The 14,651-nt window shown below is 41.0% G+C and carries 18 protein-coding genes; 4 read left to right on the top strand and 14 right to left on the bottom strand.

Features of this window, described 5'->3' with window-relative positions; genetic code table 11:
* Positions 1–24: 24 nt before the first annotated feature.
* The 5 genes from LC653_RS23270 to ndhL all read right to left on the bottom strand — a co-directional run bounded on the left by LC653_RS23270 (position 25) and on the right by ndhL (position 3,546).
* Positions 25–735, bottom strand: coding sequence for a PEP-CTERM sorting domain-containing protein (locus LC653_RS23270; protein ID WP_229497098.1), 711 nt, complete (start codon positions 733–735; stop codon positions 25–27).
* A 322-nt stretch (positions 736–1,057) separates the two neighbouring features.
* Positions 1,058–1,723 (bottom strand): heterocyst differentiation related protein, encoded by a 666-nt coding sequence (locus LC653_RS23265; protein WP_229497097.1) that lies wholly within the window; start codon positions 1,721–1,723, stop codon positions 1,058–1,060.
* A gap of 236 nt (positions 1,724–1,959) precedes the next feature.
* Positions 1,960–2,787, bottom strand: a complete 828-nt coding sequence (trpA, locus tag LC653_RS23260) for a tryptophan synthase subunit alpha (RefSeq protein ID WP_229497096.1) — start codon at positions 2,785–2,787, stop codon at positions 1,960–1,962.
* Between the two features lie 198 nt (positions 2,788–2,985).
* A complete protein-coding gene (locus LC653_RS23255; protein WP_229497095.1) occupies positions 2,986–3,297 on the bottom strand; it encodes a DUF3007 family protein in 312 nt (103 codons plus the stop codon).
* 36 nt (positions 3,298–3,333) lie between these two features.
* A complete protein-coding gene (gene ndhL / locus LC653_RS23250) occupies positions 3,334–3,546 on the bottom strand; it encodes an NAD(P)H-quinone oxidoreductase subunit L (protein ID WP_100900242.1) in 213 nt (70 codons plus the stop codon).
* Between the two features lie 1,088 nt (positions 3,547–4,634).
* Between ndhL and LC653_RS23245 the strand changes: the two genes are divergently transcribed.
* The gene (locus tag LC653_RS23245) at positions 4,635–4,811 is read left to right on the top strand and encodes a hypothetical protein (RefSeq protein ID WP_229497094.1); all 177 of its coding nucleotides are present in this window, start codon (positions 4,635–4,637) and stop codon (positions 4,809–4,811) included.
* A 729-nt stretch (positions 4,812–5,540) separates the two neighbouring features.
* Here LC653_RS23245 and LC653_RS23240 read toward each other — a convergent pair.
* The 7 genes from LC653_RS23240 to LC653_RS23215 form a co-directional block, all read right to left on the bottom strand.
* Positions 5,541–6,131 carry an IS982 family transposase gene (locus LC653_RS23240; protein ID WP_229497093.1) on the bottom strand — a complete coding sequence of 197 codons (591 nt, stop codon included), beginning with the start codon at positions 6,129–6,131 and terminating at the stop codon, positions 5,541–5,543.
* A complete protein-coding gene (locus tag LC653_RS23235; RefSeq protein WP_229497092.1) occupies positions 6,106–6,378 on the bottom strand; it encodes a hypothetical protein in 273 nt (90 codons plus the stop codon). The genes LC653_RS23240 and LC653_RS23235 overlap by 26 nt, the downstream gene beginning before the upstream one ends.
* Positions 6,379–6,413: 35 nt before the next feature.
* The gene (locus LC653_RS23230) at positions 6,414–7,382 is read right to left on the bottom strand and encodes a CHAT domain-containing protein (RefSeq protein ID WP_229497091.1); all 969 of its coding nucleotides are present in this window, start codon (positions 7,380–7,382) and stop codon (positions 6,414–6,416) included.
* Between the two features lie 108 nt (positions 7,383–7,490).
* Positions 7,491–7,769 (bottom strand): hypothetical protein, encoded by a 279-nt coding sequence (locus LC653_RS23225; RefSeq protein ID WP_229497090.1) that lies wholly within the window; start codon positions 7,767–7,769, stop codon positions 7,491–7,493.
* Positions 7,747–8,289 (bottom strand): CRISPR-associated protein Cas8a1/Csx13, encoded by a 543-nt coding sequence (gene cas8a1 / locus LC653_RS23220; RefSeq protein WP_229497089.1) that lies wholly within the window; start codon positions 8,287–8,289, stop codon positions 7,747–7,749. Before cas8a1 ends, LC653_RS23225 begins: the two co-directional genes overlap by 23 nt.
* Positions 8,290–8,313: 24 nt before the next feature.
* Complete coding sequence (locus LC653_RS46320; RefSeq protein ID WP_267923159.1) at positions 8,314–8,445, bottom strand: hypothetical protein; 132 nt, start codon at positions 8,443–8,445, stop codon at positions 8,314–8,316.
* Positions 8,446–8,447: 2 nt separating this feature from the next.
* Entirely contained in the window at positions 8,448–8,606 is a 159-nt protein-coding gene (locus LC653_RS23215) for a type I-MYXAN CRISPR-associated protein Cas6/Cmx6 (RefSeq protein ID WP_308189127.1), read from the bottom strand.
* Positions 8,607–9,109: 503 nt separating this feature from the next.
* Here LC653_RS23215 and LC653_RS23210 point away from each other — a divergent pair.
* Positions 9,110–10,429, top strand: coding sequence for a Sll1247 family protein (locus tag LC653_RS23210; RefSeq protein ID WP_229497088.1), 1,320 nt, complete (start codon positions 9,110–9,112; stop codon positions 10,427–10,429).
* Between the two features lie 12 nt (positions 10,430–10,441).
* Here LC653_RS23210 and LC653_RS23205 read toward each other — a convergent pair whose 3' ends face one another.
* On the bottom strand, positions 10,442–11,362 hold the full coding sequence (locus LC653_RS23205) for a lysylphosphatidylglycerol synthase domain-containing protein (RefSeq protein WP_229497087.1): 921 nt from the start codon (positions 11,360–11,362) through the stop codon (positions 10,442–10,444).
* A gap of 340 nt (positions 11,363–11,702) precedes the next feature.
* On the opposite strand from LC653_RS23205, the gene LC653_RS23200 reads away from it, so the two are divergent.
* Positions 11,703–12,272, top strand: a complete 570-nt coding sequence (locus LC653_RS23200) for a DUF6658 family protein (RefSeq protein ID WP_229497086.1) — start codon at positions 11,703–11,705, stop codon at positions 12,270–12,272.
* A gap of 98 nt (positions 12,273–12,370) precedes the next feature.
* Positions 12,371–12,895, top strand: coding sequence for a hypothetical protein (locus tag LC653_RS23195; protein ID WP_229497085.1), 525 nt, complete (start codon positions 12,371–12,373; stop codon positions 12,893–12,895).
* Positions 12,896–13,212: 317 nt separating this feature from the next.
* Here LC653_RS23195 and LC653_RS23190 read toward each other — a convergent pair whose 3' ends face one another.
* A complete protein-coding gene (locus LC653_RS23190; protein WP_229497084.1) occupies positions 13,213–14,505 on the bottom strand; it encodes a glycosyltransferase in 1,293 nt (430 codons plus the stop codon).
* Positions 14,506–14,651: the final 146 nt, after the last annotated feature.

Below are 14,651 nucleotides of genomic sequence, written 5' to 3'. Positions count from 1 at the left end.
GGAAGCTATACTAACGTTGTTAGTTTACACTTTCGCTCTGACTTTGTACTGCTGTTTGCGCTTCAGTAGTGAACCAACACCTAAAGCGCCAAACGCTAATAAACCTAATCCAGAAGCAGGTTCAGGTATGGTTCGTCCCTCAGATATTGCCCCAGTCACGTTGTCCAATCCGAAACCTTCCCCTCCTGGTCCTAGATTGTTAGTTCGTGATCTGAAAGTCACTTTACGAATGTCTTCTACAGGATTAATCACAAACCCAAAGAAGCCATCGTTGACTGTTACTGGAATGGTGTCCAAAACTCCACCTATATCCAACACAAGGTCTAAATTCAGTCCTTCTCCACCATTTGCATTAAAGAAATCTGCTCCCCATCCAAAAACTGGAGTATTTAAAGTTAAGTCTACTTTGGTAGCCCCAAAATTAGTGTATACTGAGGCATGATTTGTACCATTATTGTCGTTGAACTGGAAAGGTGACACCTCAATCAAGTTACGGAATGCAGGATTATCGCCGACTTGAAGGAGTGTGAACTCTCCAACGTTAACAGGGGTGGTTCTGAATTCTGTATCAGAAGTAAAACTTTCAAAATCTTCAACGAATGTGTCACTTCCTGAGACAGAGGTGTTCCAATCAATACGTGAAGTGAAAATTGTAATAGCCTTTGCCTGTTGCGTGTCAAGGCTTAACAAAGCAAGAATTGCTGCTGTGGCAGAAGCCAGATGTATCCTTTTCATACAAACTAAGTGTTGTTACTAATGTAGATTTCCATCGATATCTTAGTAACTTTTGCAACATTTATATCTATTCTTCATGCAAAGCATAAAAATTTTCCAAAAAATTCATCCCAGCTTCAAGATTGACAATTTTTTTAATCCCTCTGAACTTCAAACGACTGTTTTTGAATGATTAATAATTTATGTAAAAGCAAAGCATCTAGGTGAGAATTTAACAGTGCTAACCTGTATACTTTTCACCTAAATGCTTTTGTCCAACATTTTTTACTTACACTTACTCACAATTGTAGTAATTGCTATTTCTAGTAACAAATATTTCCCATTAGTGCATTTCGTCGTATTCTGGGGCTTCCACTCGTCTTGCTTCCATTCGCGAAGCAGGCAAAAACTCAGCACGACGGACTGGAACCAAGGGCGGCGTATTTCCTTGGTAGGGGTGAATAACTTGTACAGTCCGGGCTGGACGCTGCCGTGGTGAGAATAAAGCCAATACCCCAGCGACGACAACACCACCACCAATAGTGAGAGTTGCGCCTCCCACAGCCCAAAGCACGGGTGAAGACCACCAAGTATTTTGCGGCTGGAATGTTGCTGCTGTTTTTGGTTGGTTATTCTGCTGGGCTAATTGCCACTGCTGCTGAGTATTGAAATTTTGAACTTGACCTTGGAGCTGTTGATTTTGCAACTTCAGCTGTTCATTGTCGTTTTTTAAACGCTCCAACTGCATTTGCGTGTTCAGCTTCTCCATCTCCAGACGCTGGTCAGTATTGGGAGCAGTCGGTGGCTGAACCTGACCGGGATACATTGGTTGTCCATAAGGCCCATAAGGATACAATTGTGGCTGCATTCCCGGCGCTACTACAGTCCCTGGCATTTGCGGAGCAACAGCAAAGTTAGGCTGTAGGGGGGTATTTGTTCCTTTGAGCAATACAAGAGCCGCTAGCCCAGCTACAGCAACCCCACCGATAAACGCCATACTCTCACTCATCGCCTTTGCTCCTCAATTGCGACCTAATTATAACTATTTGTGATTGACTCACTCTCACACTCATAAATTATGCCTACTTGACTTCACATAATACTCAAACTATAAGCGACCGGATCAGCTAGTTTTTTTACATCATGATATCTGATGTTAATATTCAAAACCATAACGGTCAAATTGTCTACCAAACAAGCATAGAAAAACTGCGCTGTTATACTTTTTTAATCTACTTTATTGGTCTAATCAACAGGAGTATTTGTGCTGGTGCTGGTGGTCTTGATGGCAGCCTTGAGACTTTGGCAAAATTGGGCGATCGCCGAAAGTCCTTGCTCTGGTGTGCCTTCTGCTAACCGTTTCACAAAAGCACTACCCACGATCGCAGCATCCGCACCCCATTCCTTTACCTGACGAGCTTGGGCAGCTTCAGATATCCCAAAGCCGACTGCGATGGGTTTATCAGTAACACTACGAATTTGTTTGAGTAAATCGGACACGCGGATTTCCAGTTGCGATCGCACCCCTGTTACTCCTGTGACGCTGACTAAATAAATAAAACCAAGGGATGAATGAGCGATCGCTTCTATCCGTTGGGCAGAACTAGTGGGAGCGATCGACAAGATTACGTCAATTCCCATCTTACTAGCTGCTTGGAGCAAACCTGCTGCTTCCTCTAAAGGTAAGTCAGGTATTACCAATCCTGCGACCCCAGCAGCAGCAATTTGTTGAAGAAATTTTTCAATCCCCCGGTGCAAAATTGAGTTGTAATAGATCGACAGAACAATGGGCGATCGCAATTTGGGAGTAATCCCTTGCAACATTTCTAGCACCTGCTCTAATTTCGTACCCCTTTGTAAGGCGCGGGTAGCAGCAGCTTGAATTACTGGCCCATCAGCTAGAGGATCGGAATAGGGTATACCCAGTTCTATAATGTCGGCTCCACTACGATCTAGAACCTGCAACGCTTTTGCTGTTGTTTCTAAATCTGGATCGCCAGCAGTAATAAACGGAATTAAAGCGCACTCACCATTTTGCCCAAGGGTTTCAAAGCAATCAGAAATCGCAGTCATTAGTCACTAGTACAGCACGGCGTAAATAAACATACCATTTCAAATGGCGCAAAAGGTTGGAATAGAATTATGCGTGACACTTCGACTTCGCTCAGTGTTAACTTTTGACTTTTGCCTTGCGGTACTAGTCATTGGTCATTAGTCGTTGGTCATTTGTAACTCAACAAAGGACAAACGACAACTGAACCAATGATAACTTTACACCTGAGATTGCTCTTCTTGTTCTATTTCGGCTTGAATTCGTGCTAGTTCTTCGGGAGTAAGCTCATCTAACCGTTTTTGCAGAAAGTCTTGCTCATACTGTTCCCGTTGTTGGTGGTAGGTCATTTTTTGTCCCACCGCACGGAAAAAATAGGTGGCTAACCAGCCAACTAACCCACTGACTAGTAAGACTTGGCTCCATATACCAGCTTGCTGATTATCCAAACCGACTAGCTGCAATCCTACATAAGCCAAGCCGCCAGCAATAAAAACGCCCAAGCCAATTCCAATAGCGTCAATCCGTCGCATGAGAGTTATGACCTACCAATTTAGTTAAACTTTTAGTTAAACTTCAATTTGTCGCCGTTGGGGTCGAAAATTTAGAAACGGCGATAGAACCAATAAACCCGGAAAGAAGAAGAACACCAAAAAGTACATAAAGGTACGCTCGATGGAGGTAGCTACATACCAACGCTGCTTCAGGTACAGCAAAATAGCAATTGGGATTACCAGAAGGTAAGCTCCAGCCAAAATCAGATACAGCAGGGCGACAATCATAAACTTTCAAGTCTTAAGCATCTGTTTTCCATCATAGGCTGAAGAGCGAAACTGAGGAAAGTATAGTTATGACGCTTTCAAAGAAGAGGCAGGGGGCAGGGGAGAATTGGGGACAAGAAGTGAGAACTTGCAATAAGTCTTTCCCCTTGTCCCCAATTCTCCTTGTCCCTTTGACTTCTTCCCCTTGCTCCCTGCTCCCTTGCCTCTTGGTCAACGTAACTCAATACAGTTCAGTTAAGCATTTTTTTCTTCTCTCTGTGTCGCGCCAGTTGCTTCTCCCAAGGGGAGACGCTGCGCGAACAAGTCTCTTAACCGCAAGGGCGCACTGGCTTCTCTGCGCCTCTGTGGTTTATCGTTAAAAAAAATGACTTTGATAAAGAGTTTTAGCCTTAACCCAAGCGTATTGCAACATAACTACCCCAGAATTCCTCTTCTATGCCCAGATTGATTGACAAAAGGTAGTATTATGCTAGGATAGTAAATCTGCCATAAAAAATGCTCTAGTAAGACAAGATGGAAAACTCATCCAGATTGATTACGAGGAAACAAGGAAAACTTGTAACTCTAGAAAACAATCGCCCAATCTGGAAAAAATATTTTCAATCTAGTTGGACAAAAGACACAATTGATGGTGGAATAGATGAGGAGGTATTTGCTGCCTCCAAAAAATAACTAGTTATACTAGTTGCCAAACACCTGCGGGGGTGTGGCGGAATGGTAGACGCTACGGACTTAGATAACTGAGCCTTGAAGGAGAAATCCCTCAAGTGGAAGCTCTCAAACTCAGGGAAACCTAAATCTGGTGACAGACATGGCAATCCTGAGCCAAGCCCAAAAATTTTAGATTTGCGATTAGTCTACAATCCAAAATCCAAAATTAAGGGAAGGTGCAGAGACGCGACGGGAGCTACCCTAACGTTAAGCCGAGGGTAAAGGGAGAGTCCAATTCTCAAAATCCTGACTTTGCTAAAGCCATCAGGTAGCAGTGAAAACTGCGGGAGAATGAAAATCCGTTGACCGTAATAGGTCGTGTGGGTTCAAGTCCCTCCACCCCCATTTGACATACGAAAAGACTCCTATACAAGGTTGTGACTTTACCCATAACTTTGCCGCAACGGCAAGCTTATGCTTCCAATAAAGGGTGGCAAGGTTATGGTTCCAAACAAATTTCTCTTCGCGCTGCCCAAAAAGTTGCGCGAACTTTTTTGTCGCGAAAACATCCTAGTTTAGCCAACAGCCTTGAAATAGCTGCCTCACTAGGATAAAGACCTTCAGTGTGAACTTGCCTAACAGCTTGTTTTACCTCCTCGCAACAGTGTTCAATTCGTTTGATGCGAGATTCTTTCATATACTTAACGTACTCGGCTGAAATCGCTCGGCATAGCTCTGGGAAATGCCTGTAAAGAACTCGCTTAGGATACCAAGGCGTTTCGCCACTGCTGTCATAGATAGCGGTTGTTCATTCGCTTGAAGCACATTTTCAAGTAATTGTTGAGTGCGATCGCTATCAAATTAACTATGATTGGAGATGACAATACAGGTTCAAATTTGAACTGTTCCGGTATACAATCTGTTTTCTGAGGGGTCATGCTTAAAACTGCTGGAATTATGAACAAGTAATTTTGACAATTTGTGGAGTAGTAAGATTACGAATTGGGGCACTTGTATTACCAGCAGAAATATACGCGTTTACCTGAGAGAAAATGAATGCACATAGCCACGTTTTTTTGTCGGATTATTAACAACAAACATCTCAAACTCCTATTCTCTCGTCGAAACTAGCTGATTGCTCTCACTGGCGATCGCACCCTATAAGTTAGTCACAGAGATACTTGGGCAGTTTTCGGAGATGTCTACTCTTTGGTCAATTATGCCTAATGTGAATTAAAGAGGTTGAGACTGGAAAGTGAGAACATTAATGCCAAAATGTCGGCGAAGCAACAAACGTAGTGTGTGAGATGCAATGAAAGGCAGCAATATGTACACAAAAGCCGTCAACAGTTTTGTTGAGTAAGCGTTCTTTCCTTACGACCAGTATTTTGAATTTCGTGAAAAACACCTTCTACACGCTGGCGAACACGACTCTCTAAACGCTTCAAATCATCAGAATGTTGAAGATGCTGGTTCTCGCGCTTTAGTGTCCAGATGCGATTACCAGTGCGACGAGCGATGGCGGGAAGAGCCAATCGGCAGAAATAAATCCCAAGGCTTGCGTAAATATGACTATATTTAACAGTCTCTAAGACACCCTCAGCAGCAATTCTCTCATCTGTGTTAGCAGGCACAATGTCATAAGATATCGGAATTCCATTCCATGTTGACAACATAACTAGCTTGTAGCCAAAATAACGCATCTCCCTCGCAGCACACCAACCAGGGGTAGCGTTTCCTGCAAAGTCACTATATCGCTTGTCACGTTTGAGTCCCAATACTGGTAATGGTTTGGTGTCAAGAATAAAATATTTTTCACTCAATCCACCCAATTGCTCTACCCAAGTGCGACGTAGCTCCTCTAACATCCCATCTAATTTGCGTAACCGACGATTGAATTGACTTTGGTCAAGTAAAGAAAGGAAACCATTCAATGTAATTTCCTCTAATGAAACCGAGAAATTGTGTTTCTCCAAGAAATGGCAGATAATCCATTACCAGTGCTAGTGTCATGATTTCACTATCACTCATGCTTGCTTTCACCCCTGGTTTTAACAGTGTTGTCTTTTTTACTTGCTTGTCATACCAATCATCTACTATGACAAAGATTGTTGTGATTAACGTTCCAAAGTCTATGCTAGTCATGGGGGAAGTCTGAAATGAATTGCTGGTAACTTTCATCTTCTTACTTCTCCCGCCTTTTTTCCTAATTCACATTAGGCGTCAATTAATTTTTTATAGGTGGAAGCGATCGCCTGTGTCACCGTTCCCCCCTGAAACAACTCCCAATACAATTGACTAGCGGCAGAAGTGGCATCGGTATCACGGACTCGTTCACCCCAACCAAGCACAGCAGTTGCACCCATATTTAATAATTCTTCTGCCATTGAGGGAACTGCATCATAGAAAGAATCACCTGTACGGCAACCAGATAGAAAAATTAAAGGCGGTAAGGGGGGTCTCAGGGCATCAAAGATTGCGCTTGTACTGCTATCAACTCGGTTGCCATATTCGTTTTCTGTCAAAAAGCAGGGCTTTCCATTCTTCCAAGTAGCATGACCTGTTAAATGAAATACATCAAAGTAACTTGTTTCGTACTCCCGAACCACATAAGCTAACTCAGTTAAACAACCACTTTCTTCCACTCTCAAGTTCATTGGACTGCGCTTGGTTGCATTTAAAATTCGTCCTTCCTCCGCTTCATAATCTAATTCCGGTTCAACTCCTAAAGGGGAGGTCGCCATAAACAGTACATTGAGGGGGCGATTTTGAGGAGCGTTTGCGCTCATCATTATCGGTTTACCATTGGACACCCATCGTACCGGAATAATCGACGGTCTTTTCTTTACCAAGAAGTCCTGACCATCGTGTAGCAGTTCCCACGGCAGATGAGCTAGTCCCTGCGAAGTGGCGATCGCGATGATCAAACCTTGCGGATGGCACTGATTGAGGGCATTGGCTAAAACGCGATCACTGTTATCTAGCCAATTGTAGAGTGCTTGTCCAGTGATATTATAATCTACAGGGAGACGGGTATAGTAGTCAGTGTCTGCTCTATGACTTAACTCATTGATTTCAGTCAAAAGCAATTTGTGTTCCTGGTAATTAGCAGAATTGTCCCAAAAATAGCGCAAAGAAACATTATTCCTGCCTTGCTGGGTCAAACTAATGTGAAGAATCTTCATTGCTACTTGTAGTTTTCTAGAATCTCTTTGATTTGCTCTAATGTTGCGTCCTTGAGCAATAACCGACGATTGTCATCCGTAACAATCAAAACTTTCTCAATCCTTGGTTCAGTCGGGTCTTGTAGGAAATTCCGGTACTTCTCCTTCCACTTGTGAATGCTCTCTGCATAAGTAACCTTGCTTTTGAAGATAAAAACGTAACGCCCAACGAATTGCACTTGAACCTACAAAAGAATGAATTTTACCATTCCAATAGCCTTTTTGCAGAATAGTCTTATTTCCTCGTCTAATGTCATGATTTAAGGACGCTAAACCATAACGAGTGAGGACTGTTCCGTAAAGATAATAATTTGGGATATTATTGTCATTCTTCTTCTGACTCATCATTCACTTCTTCTAGGTTTTGATTGTTTGGGAATGAATTATCATCCCTATTGGTGGATTGATCTTTGGGTTTATAACTGGCGATCGCTAACAATGACCAAATTCTTAGTTCTTGCCAAGATGTTTTTTTAATTAGTAGTGAAATCTCTTCTTGATGCTCATTAAAATACTTATTTAATCCCCCTATTACTAAAAAGTCGGACAAATATTCCTTGAATGACAATTCATCATAACAATAGTTTAGCTCTGCCCTTAATCGTTCAACTTTCTTCTTAATTGGTGGATCTTTTCCTTCCTCTGCTTTGGCATACATTTTAGCAAAGTTGCCCTTCATAGCTTGCTGAAATACCTTAATAAAAATAAGATACTGCTTGTCTTCTTCACTATTCTCTGCCATTATGATGAATCCTTCTCGATTGGAAAATAACTGGTTAAATAAATATCCTTTTGAATCTTCTATTACCAATTTTTCCCAAAAATTAGACCACCAATGAATTCCTTTCACTAAATTATCAGCAGTCAAAAACCATGATATATGTCCTCCCTGTTAACGAGATAAGGGATATTGCTTTTCTAACCGCTTTAAAGTCATGTAAAGTCCGGTCATTCCGACGCGGTGCATTATTGTCGTATCCGCAGCATCGAGAGATAGGGAAATTTTGGGTTGGGTAGCAACCATGATCACGTTTCCTCTTCTTCCTTGCTACGAGTCGCTGGGACAAATATTCCACACATCATCTTTCGTTTCCCACCAATGCCCTGTTCTTGCAAGGTTAAGGAATCTTCAGGATTGAGTTCACTGATTTTTACGCCAAATCCTCTAACTTTGTTTTCGTGAATTGGTATAAGGTACAGAAAAAAGAATTAACTACAGATGAACACGAATAAGAACACGGTAATGCCCATTGGTGTGAACTTAACGTAAAAGTCATGTCCCGCAAGAAACTGAAGTTCCTTGCTAATAGCAAAAGTCATCTTCAGATGACTAAATATACTCAAGAATCTTTAGTCTACTGAAGTAGACTAAAGATTGTAGCCAGGAACTTTAGTTCCAGGCGGGTGAGTCAAGCCGAAAGTTTTGCTTAAGTTGACACCTATGGGTAATGCCGTGTCCCTACCCATGTAGCTTATGCAAATGAGAATCGCTATAAGAGTAAGCAGTTCCACTGGAGTATTTGATAAAGAATTAAACAATTTATCTTTAATACTTTATCTATAGCCGGAGTTTATCAAATTTGTGTAAAAAGATTACTGAATTTCTCAAGAATAGATTGATGCTACTGTTCACCAAGGTTAAGCTGGTAATAATATGAATATGAAACCTTTTTATCCTGATAACTGAAATGACCGCTAATAGTTTATCAATTAGTCAGGAATATCCCCATTGTATTACGTCTCACTCTAGACAGGTAAATGTGCAAATTGCACAAGAAGAGGTTTATACTTTCTTCATAGAAACTGTCAACACAATGTCGCCAGATGAAGTTTTACGCAAATTCAAAGCTTTATTTATAGACGGACTCGATTCACAATATTGTTATTCTATACCTGGAATATACAAGATTTTTTTAGATGAGAAAGAAGATGATTTTCGTAATACACTTAAGCGGTGCATATATATAATAATTAATACTTGGAAAACTAACAGAAAAGATAAGTATATCCAAGAATTAGTTAATTTATTTGCTATTAAAAACCTAGAATTAAAAGCTAATTATTTTCCAGCAATAAATATCTGTAAAAGCTGGCTAGAGAATTTTATAAATAGCAAAGACTATCAAGAAATAAAACTATTTGCTGCTAAACATGACGAATTATATAAAGGTCATTGGGCTAATCGCTACACTTCCTATTTCTTAGTTGCTCAATCTGTTAATGAGAATAATCCAAGAGAGCAACAAGAGGCTGCCAGAAAGCTTTATAAACAGATTAAAGATAAATATAAGTTTGAACTGGCAATGTATATAGCTCGTTCTCAATCTGCCGTCTCAAGCACAACACGCTACAAAAATCCCAGTGCCTTGGGAGATAATGTTTTGCGTTTAATAAAAGCGATTGTTTTAAAAAAGGGTGTATTTAGCCATGAGAATATTGCCAATATATTTATTAAGCAAACTCAAGGGCAAACCCTTGAACAATTTAAAATAAGTATAGAAAAATATCTATTTTTTTCTGTAGATAATCAAGAATTAGTTAAGACTTTGCGGCAGCAGTTTGCAGAAAATTTATCTTTATGGAAGAAAGATTATAATCAAGAAATTCTCACTAAGGAATTATTTTTGAGAACCTGTAATCGAGTTATTGATTGTTTGACAACAGAAAATGGAAAAGAACCTTCGTTATTATTTATACTATTGCTTACTCAAGGTCACTCTTTAACATTGGTTATTATCCTGTTAAAGACTATTTTGATTTGTAGAAATTCCCGTAAGCATTTAGAGATTAAAATTGCTCATCTGATTCGCTATTACGAAAAATATCCTGAATATGAGTGTAAGTGGGTAATCAATTTTATGGAAATTTTTAATATAACGTTTGCAATTTACGCAGAAAATGTAGAATACAACTTAATTAAGATCGAAGAAGACGAAAGCAGTAATCCGCAGTTAAATCTGGATGCTTATCGTGTGTTTTCACAGATGAAGGTAGATAGACAAAAATGAGTGTCGTCTGATTCATGATTTAGCAAGGCGTTCGTCTAAGCAAGCCAAAGCAGCACCAGCAGTTTCAGCTAGAATACTAATGAGGCGATATAGAGCGATCGCACTAAATACTAGGGCAGATGGAAAGTGGTGTCGTAAAAGTTCATACGCAGTCGCTTCAAAAACACCTAACCCACCAGGCGCACCCGGAATCACAAGCCCCAACAACCAAGCGCAGCTAAAAGCCCCTAATAACAAAGGAACTTGATTCACATTCAACGAACCCAAGGCGAACATAGTTAATATAAACCCAGTGGCGCGTAGTCCCATAAAGCCCAATTCTCCTAACAAAGGCCGTAAGGGATAGCTTTTAAGACTGAAGGGAACAGTTGGTTCAGTCGTGACAGCAGACTTTTTTGCTTTCAATCTGTACAAAAAGCCAATAACTGGGTTTAAAAACCAAGGATGAATCGCACAAAGAACTATAGCTAAACTCAGCAATTGTAGTATTTGCAGAACAAAAGTACTATTAGCTGCTGCAAATTGGCTACTGCATAAGACAATGATGATTAAAGCAGCCGCTAGCATGAGTAGGGGTTCTAGCAAAACGCTTAAGGTGGCTGCACCAGCAGAAACATTGGCATTTTTGGCGGCCACAATTCGCCCGTAGTAATGCCACATATTACCTGGTAAATACTTAGCTATGTTCGTTTTTAGGTAAACTTGGATGAACTGGGGAGGCGATACAGGTTGATTTAACTCTTGCAGAATCCAAGTCCAGATCCAGCCTGCCCAAGTATGTGCTAGTAAAGTGACGCCTGTAGCGATCGCTATAATTGCCCATCCTACCCCATCAATGCGGATGGCATTCACTCCAATCCAGTTATCCTTCAGAGCTTTCGCTAAAAAAAACAGCGTTGCGCCCAAAATTATCCAACGTGAAAATTGCTTCATCAATTTAGTAATTTAACGGTTAGAGCAACAAGGGGCCAATGCCTCAACTATTACAGTACATCAGCTACCTATTCAAAGCTTTTGAAGTATCAAACAGGTTGATGTAGTTCTTTTTACGAAACCTATATTACTTTATTTTATATCTCTCTAGAGTTAGATAAAAATATTATTTTTGTAGTACTTAAAATGTAGCCTGCGCTAGAGGTAAAGAGCATTTTATTATTCATATCCTTAAAAAAGGTTATCAAATGAGCGAACCAAGACAAGCACAATAACTTGCTGACCACTCCAAAGATTCAGCAAACTCTTAACTTATTAATATTTTGGTAAGGAGGACTACGTGAACACTGTGAGAGTATTCTTGAAAAAAATAAGATTGCGCCAGATAGTAACTATCTTTTTAGCTGGACTATTGTTGATAGTTAGCACAGCTTGTAGTGGGGCAAATGCTCAAGGTGCAAATCCACAAAATCCTGCTGTACAAGCTGGTGGAGCAAACAATCCTTATAAAAATGGTGGAGACAACTATACCAACAACAGATTGTCTACCGATCCGAAAATAGCAAACCCAAAAGCCAATCGGGGACGCGACCAAGCTAGCTTACAACCAAGTTCGGAATTGTTGATTGCTACAACAGATAGAGAATCCGAGATACTTTATCCTGGTGCTGAGACACCAGCAGGTCGAGTCCAGAAAGAAGCAGAACTGCCAATCATCACAGATAAGGACTTCCAACAACCTGAACCAGGTGGTTTGATTCAGAATGAACCAAACATAGGAGATCGGATTCAAGACCGGATTGAGATTGTAAAAGAGAATGTTGAAAAAGCTTCCGGCTTTTTGCAAGATAAGGGAGATAAAGCTGTTGCTAGACCTGAATTACAGCCAAATCCAGCAGTAGGCAGATAGAACTCTTATTTTGTCTGAATGCTTGGAATGCAAAATTAATTCCAAATGCCATCTTGGTTGAAGTTTAACTTAGTCACAAAAATGCACGGAGTAGAAGTATGAAAAAAGCAATGAATTGGCTCAAAAGCATTCGTCCCTTGAAAGTTTTAACTGTTTTTTTTGCAGGAATATTCTTATTTCTGACACAAGCTTGTGGCGCTCCAGGAATAGCAACACAACCACCACAGCCTGAGCAGCAATCAGGTTATACCAAACGATACGATCCCACAAAAGATTATCCTCTATCTTCTCCTGCTGGTGGGATAAATAACTTTAGTGATGTAGATCCTAGAGCGACAGATGAAAAGGCAGCGAATGACAGAGGTGATGCGCTGGCAAAAAATGCTCAAGAAAATATTGACCAGAAAGGGGTGAATAGTCCAGGGGAATATATCCGCAATTTCAAGGAAGGTACACCCTTGGGTCAAAGAGGGAGAAATCTGGGTGAAGATATCGGCAGTTCAGCTGAAGAAGTTCGGAAAGGTGTTGTTAAGGGGACTCAGCGAGGAATTGAAAATATCAAGGGTAATACCCAGAATGCAGCCGAAGATGCAGGCAATGCAGTGAAGAGAGCAGTTGATTAAAATTAGTTCTTCAATCTCCTGCAAAAATATGAAAGCGCCCACAGAGCTTTAGTCTGGGGTTATCTAAAACAAAGCCTGCATAAGCAGGCTTTGTTTGATGTCGGCTTGATTGCTTATTAAACCGGAAGAACCCCACCCCTTAATCCCTCCTTCGCAAGCGGGGCTAGGGTGGAGTACACAAGTCTGAAATAGCTGATTAACCAAGGTTTTACCCCACCCTAACCCGGACCTTATAAAGGGGAGGGAACTTGAGATGATATTACGCGGTCTACGATCACACTCTTGAACTAACAGACTTTGTTAAACTGAAGCGATCGCTAATTAACGTGAGTTCGATGAACCTCTCCCTGACTAGATGATTTGCTCCTCCTGCCTTCTTCAACGATTTGGTAAAGTTTCTCTTCAAATTTTTGCATACATGCCGACCAATCAAAGTCGAGTATTGAGGGGCGAGCGTTCCGAGTCATATCTGCTTTCAATTCGGGATTTTCTAAAATCGCAATCACCCTTTGGGCAAAGTCTGTGGGGTTGTTGGGTTGGGCAAGAAAGCCGTTACGTCCAGGAGATACCTGTTCTGAGGTTGAGGGTGCAATAACTGCAACCAGAGGGGTTCCAGACGCTAGCGCTTCGTTATTTGTAGTGCAGAAGTTTTCCGTAATGGAGGGATTGACAAAGACATCGGCTCTGGCAAACCAACCTAAAAGTTCTGTACCGTGAGACTCGCCCCATACAGTAATACCCGATCCAAATTTTTCGGCACGCTGACGAATTTCCTCATCTAGTGGGCCACTACCAACAATCACCAGATGAACATCAGGAATTTTGGCAGCGATGAGTGGAAATATATCAAGCAGTTGGTTGACATTCTTTTCCGGGGTGATGCGTCCGACAAACAAGAGAGTTGGTCGGTTGTCGTTAGGAATAGGGTTATAACAAATGTTTCGCGGATGAAATTTTTCGCAATCGATGCCTTGATAAGGGACGTATTCGGCACGTTGGCATTTCAGTTCTTCGTATTTAGTGAGTTGTTCTTTAGAAGAAAAGTAATTGAAGTCATAAGACTCACTAAATTGCTTGACTAAAGCAGGAATGATCGGCCGAACAAAGTTAAAGAATTTATCCCCAAAGTAATATTTGATATATGCAACAATATCTGTATGGAAGAGTGATATTGTTGGCGTGCCTGTTCGTCTTGCGTATTTAGTACCGATTGGGCGACCATAACCTTGCAAGAAAAATGAGTATAAACCTCTCATTTGCGCGGCTTCTTCAACTATGATAATATCGGGCTGGAATTTCTTCAGCAACTTGGTATCGCTCCAATGGCGATAGTTCAATGGTTGAGGCAGAGACTTGTAAAATAGCAGTGGTTGGGTGGGGAATGCGTAAGCAGAGAAGTTGGGGAAAGACTGAATTTCATTTAAACCTGGCATGGGGCGATCGCCAACATTTTTGGGATAGCGATCGTTGATTTGCGGATGGATTAGAAAAACCTCATGTCCCTGCTCTAGCAACCAACGAACCCGTTGGTGGACTGCGACGGAAACTCCAGTTAAGAAAGGAGCGTACAATCCTGTAAACAGTGCAATCCGAAGTGGTTTCTTAGTCATAAAAAAGCAATATTTCACGAAAATGCGGGTTTTGAATTTAGAACTTACGCAGGAAATGCTTCATGAACATCCTGATTATTTGGCTCAGAAATTCCCACTAATACAGTTAGACTAAGGACTTACGCCTTTTCAAATAGCCGAAGTTA

This window comes from Nostoc mirabile CHAB5784, assembly GCF_020829645.1.
Taxonomy (GTDB): domain Bacteria; phylum Cyanobacteriota; class Cyanobacteriia; order Cyanobacteriales; family Nostocaceae; genus Nostoc; species Nostoc mirabile.
The sequence above is the reverse complement of the archived record's forward strand: the minus strand, read 5'-3'. Positions and strand labels throughout refer to the sequence as shown.